Source organism: Nesterenkonia alba DSM 19423, assembly GCF_000421745.1.
In the GTDB taxonomy this organism is placed as follows: domain Bacteria; phylum Actinomycetota; class Actinomycetes; order Actinomycetales; family Micrococcaceae; genus Nesterenkonia; species Nesterenkonia alba.
This window is the reverse complement of record NZ_ATXP01000017.1, coordinates 13,636-30,493: the sequence shown is the minus strand read 5'-3', so window position 1 is coordinate 30,493 and position 16,858 is coordinate 13,636. Positions and strand designations below refer to the sequence as shown.

Below are 16,858 nucleotides of genomic sequence, written 5' to 3'. Positions count from 1 at the left end.
GCCTCAGCTGCTCATAGTGGCTTCCCACGCCTCGTGCAGCTTGGAGAAGTATCCGCCCTGGGCGATGAGCTGTTGCGGGGAGCCGTCTTCGACGATACGCCCCTCATCCACCACCAACACCCGATCAGCGATCGCCACCGTGGAGAGCCGGTGGGCGATGATAAGCGCTGTCCGGTTGCCCAGCAGACGTTCCAACCCCTGCTGAACGAGCTGCTCACTCGGCAGGTCCAAAGAGGCAGTGGCTTCATCGAGGATGAGCACCGCCGGGTCGGCCAGGAACGCCCGGGCAAAGCTGACCAGCTGGCGCTGCCCCGCCGAGAGCCGCCCACCGCGCTTATTGACGTCCGTGTCGTACCCCTCCGGCAGGTTCATGATGAACTCGTGGACCCCCACGGCCTGGGCGGCGGCAATGATCTCCTCCTCCGAGGCGTCCGGCCGGCCGAGGGCGATATTGTCCCGGATCGTCCCGGAGAACAGGAAAGCCTCCTGGGTGACCATGGCCACGTGGCGTTTGTGGTCCTCCTCGGAGAGCTCACGCAGATCCACCCCGTCCAGGGTCAGCGACCCGGAGGTCACGTCGTAGAACCGGGAGAGCAACTTAGCCAGGGTCGTCTTGCCCGCCCCAGTCCGACCCACGACGGCGACCGTCTGACCCGCGGGGATGTGTAAGTCGAGTGTCTTCAGAACCACAGGTCCGTCGTCGTTGTATTTGAACTCCGCCTGGTGGAACTCGATCTCACCGTCAGCCTCCGGCAGGCGCACCGGATTCTGGACCTCACGGACCTTAGGAGTCTCCTCCAACAGGCCGGAGACCTTCTCCAGTGCAGCGGTGGCCGACTGCAGCGAGTTGTAGAACATCGCGATCATATCCAGGGGCTGGAAGGCCCGCTTGGTGGCCAGCACCAGACCCACCAGCACACCTGCGCCGAGATCACCCTGCAGTACCCGGAACCCACCCCAGAGCAGCACAGCGGTCACCGAGAGGTTCCCGATGAGCATCAGCGAGGGCTGCAGAATGCCCAGCAGGCTGATGGAGCGCAGCATGTCATTGCGGTAGATCGTGGCCAGCTTCTTGTACTGCCGAGACCGGGCGTGCTCGCGGCGGAAAGCCTGGACCGCACGGATACCGGTCATCGACTCCACGAAGTGCACGATCATCCGGGCACTGGAGACCCGGGTGCGGCGATAGGCGACCTCCGCATTGCGCTGATACCAGCGGCCCACGATGAACACCGGAATCGCCGCCACACAGAGCACCAGGATGGTCGGCGGGTCCATCAGCACAATGGTCACCACAGTGAAGAACATGAACATCACGCCCTGCACCAGGGAGTTCACCCCACCGTCGAGTAGCTCACGCAGTGACTCCAGGTCCGAGGTCTGCCGGGAGATGACCCGCCCGGAGGTGTAGTCCTCGTGGAAGTCCAGGGAGAGCTCCTGGGTCTTGCGGAAGACCTCATCCCGCAGCTTGAACAGCATGAACTGGGAGGCCTCAGCGGTCATCCGCGTGTAGAAGAACAGCAGCGTGGCCGCAGTCAGGGCAGCGCACATGTACAACACTGCAGGCAGCCACATGCCCATCGCGTTGCCTTCGAGGATTCGCGGGATCCCCCAGTCAATGGCCAAAGCCCCGACGATCATCGGGGTGGAGGCCTGGGCCGCCTGAGCCACGACCACCGCCAGGGCGGTCATCAGCAGTTTCAGCCGCACTCCCTTGGAGGTGCGGACCAGCAGCCGCCAGGAGCGACGCCGAATGAACTTGCGTTCCTCTTTATTGAGGTCGATCTGTTCCTCACCGGCGGTACCGCGCAAATGCGCGAAGGGATCGACCTGCCCGGCGGTTCCGGTTCCTCCGCCCGTATCCGAGGGGTTCGGCGGCTGGGTGGCCTGCTGGGGGACCTCCGAGTACTCCGGTGCGGGGTTCTCCGTGGTGTTCTTCCGGGTTGTCTGCGTCATGGGCGGACCTCCTCGGCCACGCTGTTCATCAGGTCCTGACCGCTGGGCCGGGGCGGGGCCATCACCTTGCGGTAGAGCTCGCTGCGTTCCAGTAACTCAGTGTGGGTGCCGACGTCGGCGATCTTGCCTTCGTGCAGCAGCGCCACCCGGTCGGCCAAGGCCACTGTGGAGGGGCGGTGAGCGACGATGAGCGTGGTCGTACCATCCAGCACCTCGCGCAGTCGCTCGGTAACACGCTCCTCGGTCCGCACATCGAGAGCGGAGAGCGGATCATCGAGCAATAGCACCGAGGGATTCGGGGCGATCGCACGGGCCAGGGCCAGCCGCTGTCGCTGTCCACCGGAGAGGCTCAGCCCCTCCTCACCGATGCGGGTATCGACCTGCTCAGGGAGGTTTTCGACGAACTCGGCGTCGGCGGTATGCAGCGCGCTGGTTAAGACCTCGTCGAGCTGCTCATCAGAGGGGGCGGCCGCACGGTAAGGGTGACTGGGATCGTCGTCGTCGCGCTGGTGCCCGGTGCCCAGCAGGACATTGGCTCGCACCGAAGCGGAGAACAGGGTGGGGTCCTCGAAAGCCACGGTGATCCGGGAACGCAGATCCGGCAGCGAGTAATCGCGCACGTCAACACCGTCGATAGTGATGGAGCCGCCGGTGACGTCATAGAGCCGTGGCACCAGGTTCAGCAGAGTGGAGGTGCCGCCACCGGTGTGGGACACCAGGGCCATCGTCTCACCCGGCTCGATACGCAGGGTCACCCCGTCGATGAGGTCCCGGTCAGAGGATTTCTGGTCCGGGAAACGGAAGTGCACATCGTGCAGCTGAACCAGCCCCCGTTCTTGGGCGGTCTTAGGCTCATCCGGGGAGACGATCGCCGGTTCAATGTCCATCACATCGATGTGCCGGTCCAGGGAAGTCTTGGCCATAAACACCTGGGACAACAGCATGCCGATACCTTCGATGGGCTGCTTGAGCACCACAGCCGTGGCGAAGAACGCAGTGAGGGTTCCGGGGGTGACCGTGCCCTGGCCCACCTGCCACAACCCGGTGAGCAGGCAGAAAGCGAGGATGCCTTCCGGCAGCAGGATCATCAAGAACTGGAAGGACGCCAGAGTGCGGGCCTTAGCCACTTCCAGGTGACGCAACTGTCCGGCTTCGCGCCGGAAGTCGTGGCGGGCGTGGTCCCCGCGTCCAAAGGCCTTCAGCACACGAATACCGTGGACGGACTCCTCCACCTTGGTGGCGACGTCGCCGGCTTTGTCCTGGGAGGATCGGGAGAAGTGGATGAACTTCATGCGGAACCGCGGGCCCAACACCATGATGGGGATCGCCGCGCAGAGGAAGATGGCAGCCAGGAGCGGCGAGTTGATGAACATCAGGGTGAAGCCGACCACAATGGTCACCGACTGGGTGACGATCATGATGGACCCGAAGGCGAAGAACCGCCGCAGCATGTTCAGGTCGGCGATGGCCCGGGACTGCAGCTGTCCGGCGTCCCAGGCGGCATGGAAGGCTGCCGGCTGGAAGATCAGCCGGTTAAACAGCGTGGTGCGCATGGAGGTTTCGGCATCTGAGGCCGGGGGGAGCACCAGGAAGCGGCGCAGGAACACCATGACCGCCTCGATGATCCCCAGGATGAGGATGATGCCGCCGCCGATCCAGACCACCATGGTGGTGGCGTCGTCGCTTTCGATATTGTCCACCACACTGCCCAGAGCCTGGGGGATGGACAGGGCCATAATGCCGGCTCCGACGGCGGCGAGCATGCCGAAGAACCACCGCAGCTTCAGGCCTTCGAGATAGGGGCCCAGGCGCTTCATGGCCGCCCAGATGGTGCGCTTATTGCCAGACTCGTATTGCTGCTGCCAGATCGTCTGAGTCTGGTTACGCCGTTCGGATGGTTGCATCGCGCAACTACTTTACGCCCTTCCCTGGGTGTTTGTGAAATTTTACTCGGGGTGGTGTCACGGAAGGTCACGCGGGGCGGATGAGCGGTCGGCGTCGTCGGCTCGAACGCAGCTTAGGCGCCGGGGTGCGGCCCGGGCTGAACCGTGGGCTACACCCCGGGGCCGAACTGTGTGCTGAACTGTGGCGGTCCGTACGCCTCAGGCGGGGGTGACTGTCAGCAGGGTCGCTTCCGGTGGGCAGAACAGCCGGATGGGTGCCTTCGCGGAGGTGCCGATGCCGGCCGAGACATGCAGGGCCGCATTCCGGGTGGCAGTGGTGACCTCACTGAGCCCCGAGGCCTGCCGGGGTGGTAAGTCACAGTTGGTCACCAAGGCGCGCCGGCCCGGCAAGCACACCTGCCCGCCGTGGGTGTGTCCGGCCAGGATGAGGTCGGCCCCGGTGCGGGTGAATGCCTCCAGCACCCGGCGCATCGGGGAGTGGGTGACCGCCAGGCGGAGATCCGCGGGACCCTCGGGCCACCCGGTAACCGTGTCCCGGTCAATATGGGCATCATCGGTCCCGGAGAAGTGCAGGTGCAGGCCCCCGTAGTGCACGGCGGTGTGCCGGTTCGTCAGGTCGATCCACCCGGAGTGGGTGAACCCGGCGAACAACTCCTCGGTGGGTAACTGCTCGGCCACAGTGTGCCGCACCTCAGAAGGTCCGCGGAAATACTTCAACGGGTTGCGGAACTGAGGGGCGTAGTAGTCGTTCGATCCGGGCACGAATACTCCGGGGAATGCGCGCAGCGGGGCTAGTGCTTGAAGAACCTCCGGCACGGCCGCCGGGTGGGAGAGGTTATCCCCGGTGTTGACCACCACGTCGGGACGCAGCTCAGCCAGAGACTGCAGCCACTCGAACTTCTGCCGCTGACCCGGTACGTAGTGCACATCGGAGATATGCAGAATCCGCAGCGGAGCGCGGAGTCCACGCACCGGCAGTTCCACGTGTCGCACGGTGAAACGCTTCAGCTCCACAAAGTGTGCGTAGGCGAGGGTGCCGGCGCCCAGTGCAGCAGTGGTCAGGCCCGCGGCGGCGCCGAGGCGAAGCAGCTGATTCACAGCAGCCGACGACGTCGGTTAGTCGTCATCGTCGTCGTCGCCATTGTCATCGTCATCGCTGTTATTGCTGCCGGCGCTGGGCAGGTCGGACCAGCTGTAGCGCCAGGAGCGGCGGTTATCGAACGGCGAGTCATCGGCTTCGCGGAAGTCGCCGGTGGCGTAGTTGTCACCCACCCGGCTCATGTAGTCGTACCACATGGGCATCGCCAGTGTGGATCCGAAGAACTCTTCGTGGTACTCCCCGGCGAAGGTCTCACCCCAGAGGGTCTCGTTGCTCTGGTAGCGACCCACGAAAGCGCTGGTGGCCAGGCCTTCGGTGAAGCCCTGGAACCAGGTGTGCGCTCCGTTGTGGTGGGTACCGGTCTTGCCCGCCATGGGGAAGGGCGGGTTGCCGCCGGCCGCCTGCTCCTCGGCAATGTTGATCATCGTGTCATTGACCTGAGCGACGACGTCGGGGTCAATGACCTGCTCGCAGTCGACCGGCTGCGGCTCGTACTCGGTGCCCTGGCCGTCCACCACGGACTCGACGACGCGTGGCTGGCAGAGTTCACCGTCATTGGCGAAGGTCGCGTAGGCGGTGGACATCGTCAGCGGGGTCATCTCCAGGGAGCCCAGCAGGAACGACGGCTGACCGATCTGATCCTGCAGGGTGATGCCGCCTTCGCTCTGCAGCTGCAGACGGTCGGCGACATCAGTAATGGCGCAGAGGTCCATGTCATAGGCGGTGGCCACTGTGGCGGTGTTGATGGAGTAGTAGAGCCCGAAGTCCACACTCATGTCCCGCTCGGCATCCTCGGCGACGTTGAAGACATCCCAGCCACCGGGCTCGTTGAGCCGGATCTGTCCACCGTCCACGCAGCTGGCCTCCCAGGTGGAGCCATCCGGGTAGTGGTCCCGGGAAGCGTCGACGAGGTCATCCATTGAGCCGCCCTCTTCGATCCAGGCGGCGGCGACGAAGGGCTTCAGCAACGATCCGGTGTTGAACCCCTCACCTCCGCGGTGGTTGAACCCGACATTGAGGTTCTGGGTCGTCTCACTCGGGTCGTCGGTCTCGGGGACCCAGTCGGTGGACTGTGCCATAGAGAGGATGTTGCCGGTGCCGGGTTCCTGGGTGTTGAGCACGGAGACGACGGCTTCCTCCTCTCCGCTGCTGTTGGTCACGGTGGTGCCGATCGGGGTGGTCTCCATGACTTCCTCATGGGCGGCTTCTTGGAGCTCCGGGTCCAAGGTGGTGACAATATCGAACCCACCGCGGGCGATGAACTCGAAACGGGAGTCCTCATCCTCACCGAACTGCTGGCCGAATTCGGTATCAGCGGTGAGCTCGGTGACCACGTAGTCGCAGAAGTAGGAGGAACCGGCCACGTTATTGCCGGCGGCCATGCAGCCGGGGTCCAAGGAGTTGTTTTCCAAGGTCTCCCCCAGGTCCACGGCGATGGCTTCGTCGTACTCTTCCTGGGTGATGTAGCCGTTGCGCAGCATGGTGTTCAGCACCACGTTGCGGCGGTACTCGGAAGCTTCCAGGTTCTCCTCGACATCCGGGCGGTACTGGTTGGGGGCCTGAACGATCCCGGCCAGCGTGGCGGACTGCTGGACATCCAGCTCCGCGGCGGAGACGCCCCAGTAGTACTGAGCGGCAGCCTCGACCCCGTAATTCTGTCCACCGAGCATCACGATGTTGAGGTAGCCCTCGAGGATCTCGTCCTTAGTCATCTCTTGTTCGAGGGAGACGGCGAGCTTCATCTCCCGCAGCTTGTCCGCATAGGTCTTCTCCTCCAGCCCGGAGGCGAGCACACGGCCCTCACCGCGGACAATCGCGGCATTGTTGAGGATGTTGTTGACGTACTGCATCGTCAGAGTGGAGGCACCCTGCTGGGTGGGCCGGGTGAGGTTGTGCACCAGAGCACGGCCCACACCCTGGGCGTCCACTCCGCCGTGTTCGTAGAAGCGCTCATCCTCAATGGCGACGATGGCGTCCTTCATCGGCTGGGAGATCTCATCGAGGGAGACCGGCTCGCGGTTCTCCATGAACATGGTCGCAATGAGCGTCTCGCCGTCATTGGCGTAGATACGCGCCGGCGTCGACAACGGCTCTTCCTGCAGCTCCACGGGGATGTCATCGAGGATGTCGCTGCCGGTAGAGGCGGCGGCACCGCCGGTAGCAGCCAGGGGGAAGATCAGACCGGCGGCGAGGATGCCGCAGAGGGCACTCACACCCAGGAAGGACATGATTTTGCCCACGGTGGTAGCCGTGTCAAACAGGGGGGACTTGCGGGGCGCCATGCATTCCATCGTACCGAGCAGGTCAAACTGCCTCACCGGTTCCTTCAACGCCCGGTTGATGTGATCTCCGCGACGTCATCTTGCGGTGCGTGCCCTCTACCGCTGCCGGAAATCCGGTGTGTGGGTTAGCCTGACGGTATGGCTGAGATGACCCAGTGGGAGTACGCCACGATTCCGCTCATTATCCACAACACCAAAGGCATCCTCGACCAGTGGGGCGAGGACGGCTGGGAGCTTGTCACCGTGCTGCCCGGCCCGGACGGCAATGCGCCGGTCGCCTACCTCAAACGTCCCAAGCAGTAACGTCTTCAGCAGTTAAGGAGCCCCTGTGTCCCAGGTCGAAGAGCGCCTCGCCGAACTCGGCATCACTGTCCCCGAGGTTGTCCCGCCACTGGCGGCGTACAAGCCTGCTGTCGTCGTCGGGGATGTCGTCTACATCTCTGGCCAGCTGCCCCTGGTCAACGGGGAACTTCCGCTGACCGGCAAACTCGGCGCCGAGGTGACCGAAGAGCAGGGCTATGATCTGGCCCGGCAGTGTGGCATCAATATGATCGGTGCGCTCAAATACGCCCTCGGCGACTTGGACCGCGTGGCCCAGATCGCCAAGCTCGGCGGGTTCGTCGCCTCCACCCCGGACTTCACCGGTCAGCCTGGGGTGGTCAACGGGGCCTCCGAACTGCTGGGCCAGGTCTTCGGCGAAGCTGGTGAACACGCTCGCAGCGCAGTGGGAGTCCCCTCCCTGCCGCTTAACACCCCTGTGGAAATCGACGCCATCGTGACCTTGTGAGGCAGCACGAACAGCCTTTTATCCCCGTGGTGGTGGGCACCGATATCAATGCCTATTCCACGGTTCGGTCCTTCCACGAGCAGTTCGGGGTGCGGTCCCAGGTCATCGGGAAGTTCCGCATGGGGTTCACCGCCTACAGCGGGATCTGCGATGTCCAGTTGGTGGAGGACCTCAATGACGACGACGTCTTCCTCACTGAGCTGACTGCGCTGGCCGAACGGCTCGAGGCTCGCCACCCCGGTGTGCCGCGGGTGTTGGTCGGGTGTCACGACGCCTACGTGCGGCTCATCGTCACTCACGCCGCGGCACTGGACGAGCTGTACCGGTTCAACACGCCCTCGCCCGAGTTGCTCGAGACCTTCCAAACCAAGGAACAGTTCTACGCCCTGGCTGCCCAGCACGGCCTGGAGATCCCCGCCACCCAGTTCCACCAGGTGGGGGAGCCCTTCGAGGTGGAGGTTGATCGCTACCCGGTGATCGTCAAGCCGAGCAACGTCATCGAGTTCTGGGCCAAGCCCTATCCGGGGCAGAAGAAGATCTACCGGCTGAACTCGGAGGCCGAGGTCCGGGACACGATCGCCGCGGTGGAGGCCTCCGGGTACTCCGACAGCCTCATCATCCAGGAATACATCCCCGGCGACGACACCAACATCTGGGATGCGATCCTCTACCTCAACACTGAGGGCCGGTGTGAGCTGGTGACCCTGGCCCAAGTGGTCCTCCAGGAGCACGAAGACCAGTACATCGGGGCCTACACCGCGATGATTTCCCGGTACGAACCGGAACTGATGCGACGGCTGCAGGCCTTCCACGAGGCGGTCGGCTACACCGGTATCGCCAATGCGGACCTCAAATACGACCCGCGGGACGGCGTCCACAAACTACTGGAAGTCAACGTGCGCCAGGGGCGGTCCAGCTGGTTCGCCGCACAACTGGGCCACGATGTGTTCGGCTACCTGGTGGACGACGTCGTGCACCAACGACGGCGCCAGCTCACCTTGGCGCAGGGCGATGCGCTTTTCACCGTGGTGCCACCGGCGATTCTGCGCAAGTACGTGACTGAACCGGAGGCACAGGCCGATGTGCGGCGGCTGCTGAAGGCCGGCCGGTGGGGGAACCCGCTGCGTTACCGGGCGGACCGGTCGTGGAAACGTACGGCGTTTTTAGCCCGCCGCGACCTGCGGTACCGGAAGATCTACGCGAACTCCACCTGGCGAGAGACGGCGTGAAGGTCGGCGGAGCCGACCGCCGTCCAGACACCTGCGTCGGCTTCAGGCGTGAAGGTCGGCGGAGCCGACCGAGGCGCAAATGAGGTTCGCTTTGCTACTGAGCGGTTCGAGGCGGAGTGCCTGGCAAGGGAGGCGAAGGAAGCGAGCCAGGCAGGCGAGTGACTGAGCCGAGCGCCGTCCAGGCGCCCGCCCTCGGATCGCCTCAGCGGGAGCGCTGGCGGATGCGCTGAATATCCAGGATGACCACGGCGCGGGCTTCAAGCCGCAACCAGCCGCGCTGGACGAACTCAGCGAGTGCCTTGTTGACCGTCTCGCGGGAGGCGCCGACCAGTTGGGCCAGTTCCTCCTGGGTGAGTTCGTGGGCCACCAGGATGCCGTCGGGGGCGGGGCGGCCGAAGCGGTCGGCGAGGTCCAGCAGTGCTTTGGCGACACGACCGGGCACATCGGAGAAGACCAGGTCGGCCAGGGATTCGTTGGTGCGGGTCAGGCGCTTGGCCAGGGCCTGCAGTAGTTGGATGGAGACCTCGGGGGCGCGGGTGATGACCTCGCGGAGGTTCTCGTGTTTCAGCCCAGCGAGTTTGGTCTCGGAGACCGCGGTGGCGGTGGCGGTCCGGGGTGCGGGGTTGAACAGTGCCATCTCACCGAAGATCTCCCCGGGACCGAGTACGGCCAGCAGGTTCTCCCGGCCGTCGGGGGTGGAGCGGCCCAGCTTGATCTTGCCGGAGACGATGAAGTAGAGCTCATCGCCGGCGTCGCCCTCATGGAAGATGGATTTCCCCCGGGAGAGCTCGACTTCGGTCAGCTCAGAGGTGAGCATCTCGAAGACGTCGTCGTCGACGGTGGCGAACAGTGGTGCTCGGCGCAACACATCAAGATCCATGGCTGGTCCGTTCTTCAAAAGTGAGCAGTATGACAGGACTGCCTATGAAGTTACCAGGTCGTCGGCCGACTCGGCAGTGTCAGGGCCGTTGTGTTCCCAGGTGTTGCGCCGAGGACGTGTGTGTGGAGGCTATGACATCCTAGGGTTCGGGCTGTGCACAGGTTGGCCGGTCCTCGGGTCCCGGACAGTGTGAAGTGAGGAGGTCGGCAGTGGAGGTCACGCTGCTCGACGTCGTGCTGGTGCTCGTGGTGATCGGGTTTTTTCTGGCCGGTTTGATGCGAGGGCTGTGGGTCACGCTCGGTGGTGCGGCTGGTTTCCTGGTGGGGGCCACGGCCGCCTTCTTCGCCATTCCGGTTGTGGCCGGCTGGGTGCCGGATCCCACCTGGCGGGTTGTGGCCGTCATCGGTGCGGCGATCGTGCTGATGGTGGCCGGGCACGCTGTGGGTTCGACGGCGGGTCGTGAAGTGCAGAAGATGTTCCGGTCCTCTGCCCTGCGGACCCTGGGCTCTGTGGTGGGTGGGGTGCTCAACGCAGTGGTCGCCGTCGTCGTTATCGCGGCGCTGAGTTTCTCGCTCCAGGCGATGGGTTTCCCGGCGGTGAACCACCACATGAAGCAGTCGATGGTGCTGCGGGCGATCGACACAGTGGTGCCTGACCAAGCAGAGCGGATGTTCGCGCAGGTCCGCGGGGTGGTGATGGATTCAGACATCCCGGAGATCGCCCAACTGTTGGTGGAGGAGCCGGCCGAGCTTCCCGAAGATGGTGAGCTGACGGCGTCGGCGGCGGAGACAGCGGCCTCTGTGGCGCGGATCAGTGGGGTGGCGCATCAGTGCGGCCAGTCGCAGACCGGCTCCGGGGTGGCGGTCTCCTCCACGCGGGTGGTGACCAATGCGCACGTGGTGGCCGGGGTGAGTGAGCCGACGGTGGAGATGCCCGATGGGCAGGTGCTGGCCGCGCGGGTGGTGCACTTTGACACCGCCCGGGACATTGCCCTGCTGGCGGTGGATCCGGTGAACGCAGGAGCTGCTCCGGTGGGTGGGCCGATGGACCCGGGGGAGTCCGGCTACGTGATGGGGTTCCCCTCCGGTGGGCCGTTTATGGCCGGGCCGGCGGTGGTGCAGGCGCGGGACACCTCTCAGATCAACAACATCTACGGCAGTTCGCCCAGCGACGTGGAGGTCTACCAGGTCAATGCCGATGTGCGGCAAGGCAACTCCGGTGGTCCGCTGGTGGACGCCGAGGGGCACGTGGTGGGGATTGTCTTTGCCCGGGCGATGGAGGGCACCAATGTGGGTTTTGCGGTGACCGCCGAGGAGATTGGTGAGGTGCTGACTGCCCCGGAGGTGTTTACTGAGACGGTCAGTACGGGCCAGTGCATCGACCGCTGAGCTCGATTGACCGCTGAGCTCGAACTTTTCCGTCAGCTGTCCCACCCAAAGTGCCGTTTCCCAGTGCCGTTTCGGACCGGACCTCTGGTCCTTCCCACGCAAAGTGCCCCCGGCCTCTGGTCCTTCCCACGCAAAGTGCCGTTTCCCACGGAAATTCCGGTGGGAAGGAGCATTTTGCGTGGGAAGAACGTGAGGTTAGGCGTTTTCCACAGGTGGCGGGGCGGAGGTAGCGCTGTGTGGTGCGAACCGGTGAAGCTGGGAATATGTCCACTGTCTCGCGGCACAGCAAGGCCGTTACCCTAGTCCGCGCCAACGCTGAGGGCAGCAAGCTGCTCTGCCAGCAAGTGGGGCGCAGGGAAAAGCTGCGGGTGCGGCACGGCATCTACGTGGAGACGGCCACCTGGCAGCAGGCTCCTCCCTGGGCGCGCTACCGCATGGCTCTTGCGGCTGAGGCGATGCACAATCCTTCGGCAATTTTCTGCCGTGAATCGGCCCTTCTTCTCTACGGGCTTCCCCTCCTGCACGTGCCACCTGTCGTGGTCGCCAGGACTTCCGCGTACGGTCGGGCAGGTCTGAGGCGGGCACCACAGCTGCCTGGTGGGCAGAACATCCCGGCAAAGTACGTGGAGCCAGCTCTGCCGCCCAACGTGACGCGTCATCAGTTGCGCCAGCAACTGCGTGCCGGTGAGCACCGCATTCCCCGCATGGAATTGCCTGCCGCTGTGCTGGAGGAAATAGTTGGGCCGGACCACTTCTGGGTAGATCCCTTGGAACTGGCGCTGGTGGACACGGTGAGTCGAATGCCATTCGCCGCGGCCGTGGTCGTCTTGGATGCGGCACTCCGGGAGAAGACGCTGGATGTGGAGCCGTGGTTGCCGTACCTCAGGTCGCGCCGTGGTCGGGCACACTGGTCCTCGGCCTGGGACTTTGCCGATCCCCGCGCGGAATCGGCCGGTGAGTCCTGGTCGCGGGTCATCATTCACGTTCGAGGCTTTCCAGCACCCCAGCTGCAATCAGTGCTGTGTACTGATGAGGGTGAGTTTCGGGTGGACTTTTGCTGGGAGAAACCTCGCGTGATCGGGGAGTTCGACGGGCGTACCAAGTATTTCGACGACGAGATGCTCAACGGGAGGGACCCGCGAGAGGTGCTCTACCAGGAGAAGAGGCGAGAGGACGCGCTGCGCCGATCTGGATGGACCGTGGTGCGCTGGGGTTGGCAAGAGCTGCGGCAGCCTCAGGCTCTCCTGCAGCGGCTGCGGCGAGCTGGGGTGCAGCCGCTCACCGAGTGAGGTGTACCCATCGGACCTCTAGTTCTTCCCACCCAAAGTGCCGTTTCCCACCGGAATTCCCGTGGGAAGGGGCATTTTGCGTGGGAAAGCTGGGAAGAAGGGCCGGGACGGGGTGGGACGGGGTGGGACGGGGTGGGGGTAGCGGGGGAGGGTTAGGTGGTGCGGAGCAGGTGTGCGAGGTGGTCGATGGCGTAGCGGTAGCCGGCCGGACCGGCTCCGGCAATCACCGCACTGGCGAGCGGAGAGACGTAGGAGTGCCGGCGGAAGTCCTCCCGGGCGTGCACATTGGACAGGTGCACCTCCACCAGCGGCAGGCCCACGGCCGCCAAGGCATCGGCGATCGCCACCGAAGTGTGGGTGTAGGCCGCTGGATTGATGACGACGCCGTCAGCGCGCCCGGCTGCCGCCTGGATCGCCTCGACCAGCTCGCCTTCGTGGTTGGACTGCACAATGTCCACCTCGACGCCGTGTTCTGCTGCTGTAGTGCGGCACTGGGCGTTGATGTCATCCAGAGTGGAGGTGCCGTAGATGCCTGGTTCGCGGGTTCCGAGTAAGTTCAAGTTCGGCCCGTGCAGGATCAGCAGTCGTGCGGTCTCAGTCATGTCCTCACCATACCGGGGCAGCTACCGCCGGTAACGGGGCACTCTGGTGATAACACCGCCGGCCTCCGGCCGCTGTGCGCTCTGGAAGCCGCAGCTGCGGTCCGGTGCATTGATGCCCAGCCCCTACAGCCCAGGCCCCGGGGCCAGGCCCGTGTGGCCCATAGGGCGAGGCCACGGAGGTGGCCTCAGCCGGTTCTACAGGCTGGGGCTACGGGAGCCCTCAGGCGGCCGCCGCCGGGTGGGCGGCTGCTGCCGGGTGAGAGCGCTGCGGTAACAGCCGTGAGACGGCCAGGGGCAAGGTGGTGCACACGCCGGTGGGTCCCTCCGTGCCGATGCACTGGGGGACCCACCGCAGCAATGGTGTCTCGGCTCAGCTGCCGTGCTTGGTGCGCATGTCCTCAGCGATCTTCTCCATGATGGTGGGGTCTGCCAAGGTCGAGGCGTCGCCGACCTCATCACCGTTGGCGACGTTCTTCAGCAGGCGGCGCATGATCTTCCCGGACCGGGTCTTCGGCAGCTCCGGCACAATGAGCACATTGCGCGGCTTGGCGATTGGCCCGATCTCAGCCCGCACGTGATTGCGCAGCGTCTCTTCCAAGCTGCCGTCGTCCTCATAGCCTCCACGCAGGATGACGAACGCGACGACGGCTTCACCGGTGGTGGCGTCCTTCGCCCCGACCACAGCGGCTTCTGCGACCGATTCGTGCGCCACCAGAGCGGATTCGATCTCTGTGGTGGAGAGTCGGTGACCGGAGACGTTCATGACGTCGTCGACCCGGCCCATGAGCCAGATGTCGCCGTCGTCGTCGTACCGGGCTCCATCGCCGGCGAAGTACAGGTCTGTGCCAAACCGCGACCAGTAGGTGTCCTTGTACCGCTCAGGGTTGTTGTAGATGCCGCGCAGCATCCCGGGCCACGGCTCCTTGACCACCAGCAGCCCGGACTCGCCCCGGCCGACTTCCTCGCCCATCTCATCGACGATGCCGACCTCAATCCCGGGCACCGGGGTTTGGGCGGAACCGGGCTTGGTCGCGGTCACCCCGGGCAGCGGGGCGATCATGTGGCCGCCGGTCTCGGTCTGCCACCAGGTGTCCACGATCGGGGCCGGGTGTTCCTTGGGCTCCTTGCCCGGGCCGTTATTGGCCCCGATGACCTCACGGAACCACAGCCAGGCCTCCGGGTTGATGGCCTCGCCCACGGTGCCGAGCACGCGCAGGCTGGAGAGGTCGTACTGGTCAGGGATTTCCCTGCCCCACTTCATACAGGTGCGGATGAGGGTGGGTGCGGTGTACAGCTGGGTGACTTTGTACTTCTGCACAATCTCCCACAGCCGGCCCTTGTGCGGGGTGTCCGGGGTGCCTTCGTAGATCACCTGAGTGGCGCCGTTGGTCATCGGGCCGTAGACGATGTAACTGTGGCCGGTGATCCATCCGACGTCGGCAGAGCACCAGTACACATCCTGCTCAGGCTTGAGATCGAAGCTGTCCCGGTGCGTCACCGCGGTCTGGGTCAGGTACCCGCCGGTGGTGTGCAGGATTCCCTTGGGTTTCCCGGTGGTACCGGAGGTGTAGAGGATGAACAACGGGTGCTCAGAGTCGTGGGGCACATAGCTGTGCTCGGTGGACTGGCCGGGGACGACGTCGTGCCACCACAGGTCACGCCCCTCGGTGAAGGAGACCTCCTCCTCGTTGCGCTTGACCACGAGGACTTTCTCCACCGTGTGGCCGGGCTGGCTGAGGGCTTCATCCACATTGGGCTTGAGCATCGAGGGCTTACCGCGGCGGTAGGAGCCGTCCGCGGTGACGATGAGCTTGGCCTCGGCGTCATCGACCCGGGAGCGCAGAGCGTCGGCGGAGAACCCGCCGAAGACCACCGAGTGCACCGCCCCGATGCGCGCGCAGGCCAACATGGTCACGATGGTCTCGGGGATCATCGGCATGTAGACAGCAACCCGGTCGCCCTTGGTGACGCCGAGGGATTCGAACGCATTGGCCGCGCGGGCGACCTCGTCTTTCATCTCCGCATAGGTCAGAGTGCGGGTATCGCCCGGCTCACCCTCGAAGTGGATGGCGACCCGGTCACCGCGGCCGGCCTCGACGTGCCGGTCTACGGCGTTGTAGGCGGCGTTGAGCTCACCCCCGATGAACCACTTGGCGAAGGGTGCCTCCGACCAGTCGAGCACCTCAGAGAAGTCAGTGTCCCAGCTCAACGTTGAGCGGGCCTGATCTGCCCAGTAGCCGAGGCGGTCGGCTGTGGCCGCCTCGTATTTCTCCGCGGTGGCAACGGCGTTGGCGGCGAATTCTTCACTCGGTGGGAAGGTGGTGGTCTCGGCGTTCTCAGTAGTGGTCATGCGCTGCAGGTCCTCCTTCTCAAGCTGCTCGGCGGCAGCGGCGTTCGCGGACTCGTTCTCACGATAGCGTGCTCCGCACACGATGACGAGACCCAGGTCACAATGTGATGTATAGCACGTATCTGACGTGGGTGAGAATTCATCACGGCGGGCGGTAGCTTCTGTGCGGTCTGCGGATCAGGTGGCCTCATACCAGACGGAAATGTGCCCTGGTGGCGGGTGCCGGCGTCGTCGTCGGAGGCTGGGAATTGGCCGGATACGATGGTGCGGTGCCTGAGGAGACGCTGCTGGCGAAGAAGCGCCGCGTGCGCAAGATCAACCGCGTGCTGGGGGAGATCTACCCCTATGCGGTCGCGGAGCTGGACTTTGAGAACCCCTTCGAGCTGCTGGTCGCCACGGTGCTTTCCGCTCAGACCACCGATGTTCGGGTCAACCAGGTCACCCCGCGGTTGTTCGCCCGCTACCCTGACGCCTATGCCATGGCCGCGGCTCAGGAGACAGAGCTAGCGGAGATCATTAAACCCACCGGGTTCTACAACTCCAAGACCAAGGCACTGCTGGGCTTGGCGAACGCGCTGGTCACCGAGCACGACGGCGAGGTGCCCGAGACCATGGACGAGCTGGTGCGGTTGCCTGGGGTGGGGCGGAAGACCGCGTTTGTGGTGCTGGGTAATGCTTTTGGCCAGCCGGGGCTCACCGTGGATACGCACTTCGGTCGGTTAGCCCGCCGGTTGGGCATGACGGAGCAGACTGACCCGGTGAAAGTGGAACGGGACGTCGCCGAGCTCTTCGAGCCCAAGGATTGGACGCCGTTGAGTCACCGGTTGATCTACCACGGCCGGCGGATCTGCCACTCCCGTCGCCCGGCGTGTGGGGCCTGTCCGGTCAGCCAGTGGTGCCCCTCGTTCGGCATCGGGGAGACCGAACCGGAGGCCGCACGGCAGCTGCTGGCCTATGAGTTGAAACCGGGGCGTGAAGAGCTGCGGGAGAAGATGATGGCCGGATACACCCGACGCCAACTGCGCGAAGAGGGCTACACCCTCACACCCTGAAACCGGTGGGTGCACTGAGTTTTCCACAGTCACGTATGCG

The 16,858-nt window shown here is 64.7% G+C and carries 13 protein-coding genes; 6 read left to right on the top strand and 7 right to left on the bottom strand.

Annotation, left to right across the window (positions count from 1 at the left end):
• Positions 1–3 precede the first annotated feature (3 nt).
• From H578_RS0110840 to H578_RS14910, 4 genes are all read right to left on the bottom strand, one after another.
• Positions 4–1,956, bottom strand: coding sequence for an ABC transporter ATP-binding protein (locus H578_RS0110840; RefSeq protein ID WP_022873700.1), 1,953 nt, complete (start codon positions 1,954–1,956; stop codon positions 4–6).
• Entirely contained in the window at positions 1,953–3,860 is a 1,908-nt protein-coding gene (locus H578_RS0110835) for an ABC transporter ATP-binding protein (RefSeq protein ID WP_022873699.1), read from the bottom strand. Before H578_RS0110835 ends, H578_RS0110840 begins: the two co-directional genes overlap by 4 nt.
• Before the next feature lie 198 nt (positions 3,861–4,058).
• Positions 4,059–4,958, bottom strand: coding sequence for a metallophosphoesterase (locus H578_RS0110830; protein WP_022873698.1), 900 nt, complete (start codon positions 4,956–4,958; stop codon positions 4,059–4,061).
• Between the two features lie 18 nt (positions 4,959–4,976).
• Positions 4,977–7,241 carry a transglycosylase domain-containing protein gene (locus H578_RS14910; protein ID WP_245554979.1) on the bottom strand — a complete coding sequence of 755 codons (2,265 nt, stop codon included), beginning with the start codon at positions 7,239–7,241 and terminating at the stop codon, positions 4,977–4,979.
• A 138-nt stretch (positions 7,242–7,379) separates the two neighbouring features.
• Here H578_RS14910 and sp36 point away from each other — a divergent pair, with 138 nt between their 5' ends.
• The 3 genes from sp36 to H578_RS0110810 are packed head-to-tail and all read left to right on the top strand — an operon-like array spanning position 7,380 to position 9,257.
• Positions 7,380–7,544, top strand: coding sequence for a Sp36 family protein (gene sp36, locus H578_RS16445; protein WP_022873696.1), 165 nt, complete (start codon positions 7,380–7,382; stop codon positions 7,542–7,544).
• 25 nt (positions 7,545–7,569) lie between these two features.
• Entirely contained in the window at positions 7,570–8,028 is a 459-nt protein-coding gene (locus H578_RS0110815; protein WP_028464184.1) for a RidA family protein, read from the top strand.
• Positions 8,025–9,257, top strand: coding sequence for a carboxylate--amine ligase (locus tag H578_RS0110810; protein ID WP_022873695.1), 1,233 nt, complete (start codon positions 8,025–8,027; stop codon positions 9,255–9,257). Before H578_RS0110815 ends, H578_RS0110810 begins: the two co-directional genes overlap by 4 nt.
• Before the next feature lie 202 nt (positions 9,258–9,459).
• Here the strand turns inward: H578_RS0110810 and H578_RS0110805 are convergent, their stop codons facing one another.
• Complete coding sequence (locus tag H578_RS0110805) at positions 9,460–10,137, bottom strand: Crp/Fnr family transcriptional regulator (RefSeq protein ID WP_022873694.1); 678 nt, start codon at positions 10,135–10,137, stop codon at positions 9,460–9,462.
• A 209-nt stretch (positions 10,138–10,346) separates the two neighbouring features.
• Between H578_RS0110805 and H578_RS0110800 the strand changes: the two genes are divergently transcribed.
• Together H578_RS0110800 and H578_RS15745 are read left to right on the top strand one after the other, a co-directional pair.
• Positions 10,347–11,525, top strand: coding sequence for a MarP family serine protease (locus H578_RS0110800; protein WP_022873693.1), 1,179 nt, complete (start codon positions 10,347–10,349; stop codon positions 11,523–11,525).
• 263 nt (positions 11,526–11,788) lie between these two features.
• Positions 11,789–12,814 carry a hypothetical protein gene (locus tag H578_RS15745; RefSeq protein ID WP_022873692.1) on the top strand — a complete coding sequence of 342 codons (1,026 nt, stop codon included), beginning with the start codon at positions 11,789–11,791 and terminating at the stop codon, positions 12,812–12,814.
• A gap of 152 nt (positions 12,815–12,966) precedes the next feature.
• On the opposite strand, the gene aroQ is transcribed toward H578_RS15745, so the two are convergent.
• Both aroQ and acs read right to left on the bottom strand, forming a co-directional pair.
• The gene (aroQ, locus tag H578_RS0110790) at positions 12,967–13,416 is read right to left on the bottom strand and encodes a type II 3-dehydroquinate dehydratase (RefSeq protein ID WP_022873691.1); all 450 of its coding nucleotides are present in this window, start codon (positions 13,414–13,416) and stop codon (positions 12,967–12,969) included.
• A 370-nt stretch (positions 13,417–13,786) separates the two neighbouring features.
• Positions 13,787–15,766, bottom strand: a complete 1,980-nt coding sequence (acs, locus tag H578_RS0110785) for an acetate--CoA ligase (RefSeq protein ID WP_028464182.1) — start codon at positions 15,764–15,766, stop codon at positions 13,787–13,789.
• A 248-nt stretch (positions 15,767–16,014) separates the two neighbouring features.
• On the opposite strand from acs, the gene nth reads away from it, so the two are divergent.
• Positions 16,015–16,818, top strand: coding sequence for an endonuclease III (nth, locus tag H578_RS0110780; RefSeq protein ID WP_028464181.1), 804 nt, complete (start codon positions 16,015–16,017; stop codon positions 16,816–16,818).
• Positions 16,819–16,858 lie beyond the last annotated feature (40 nt).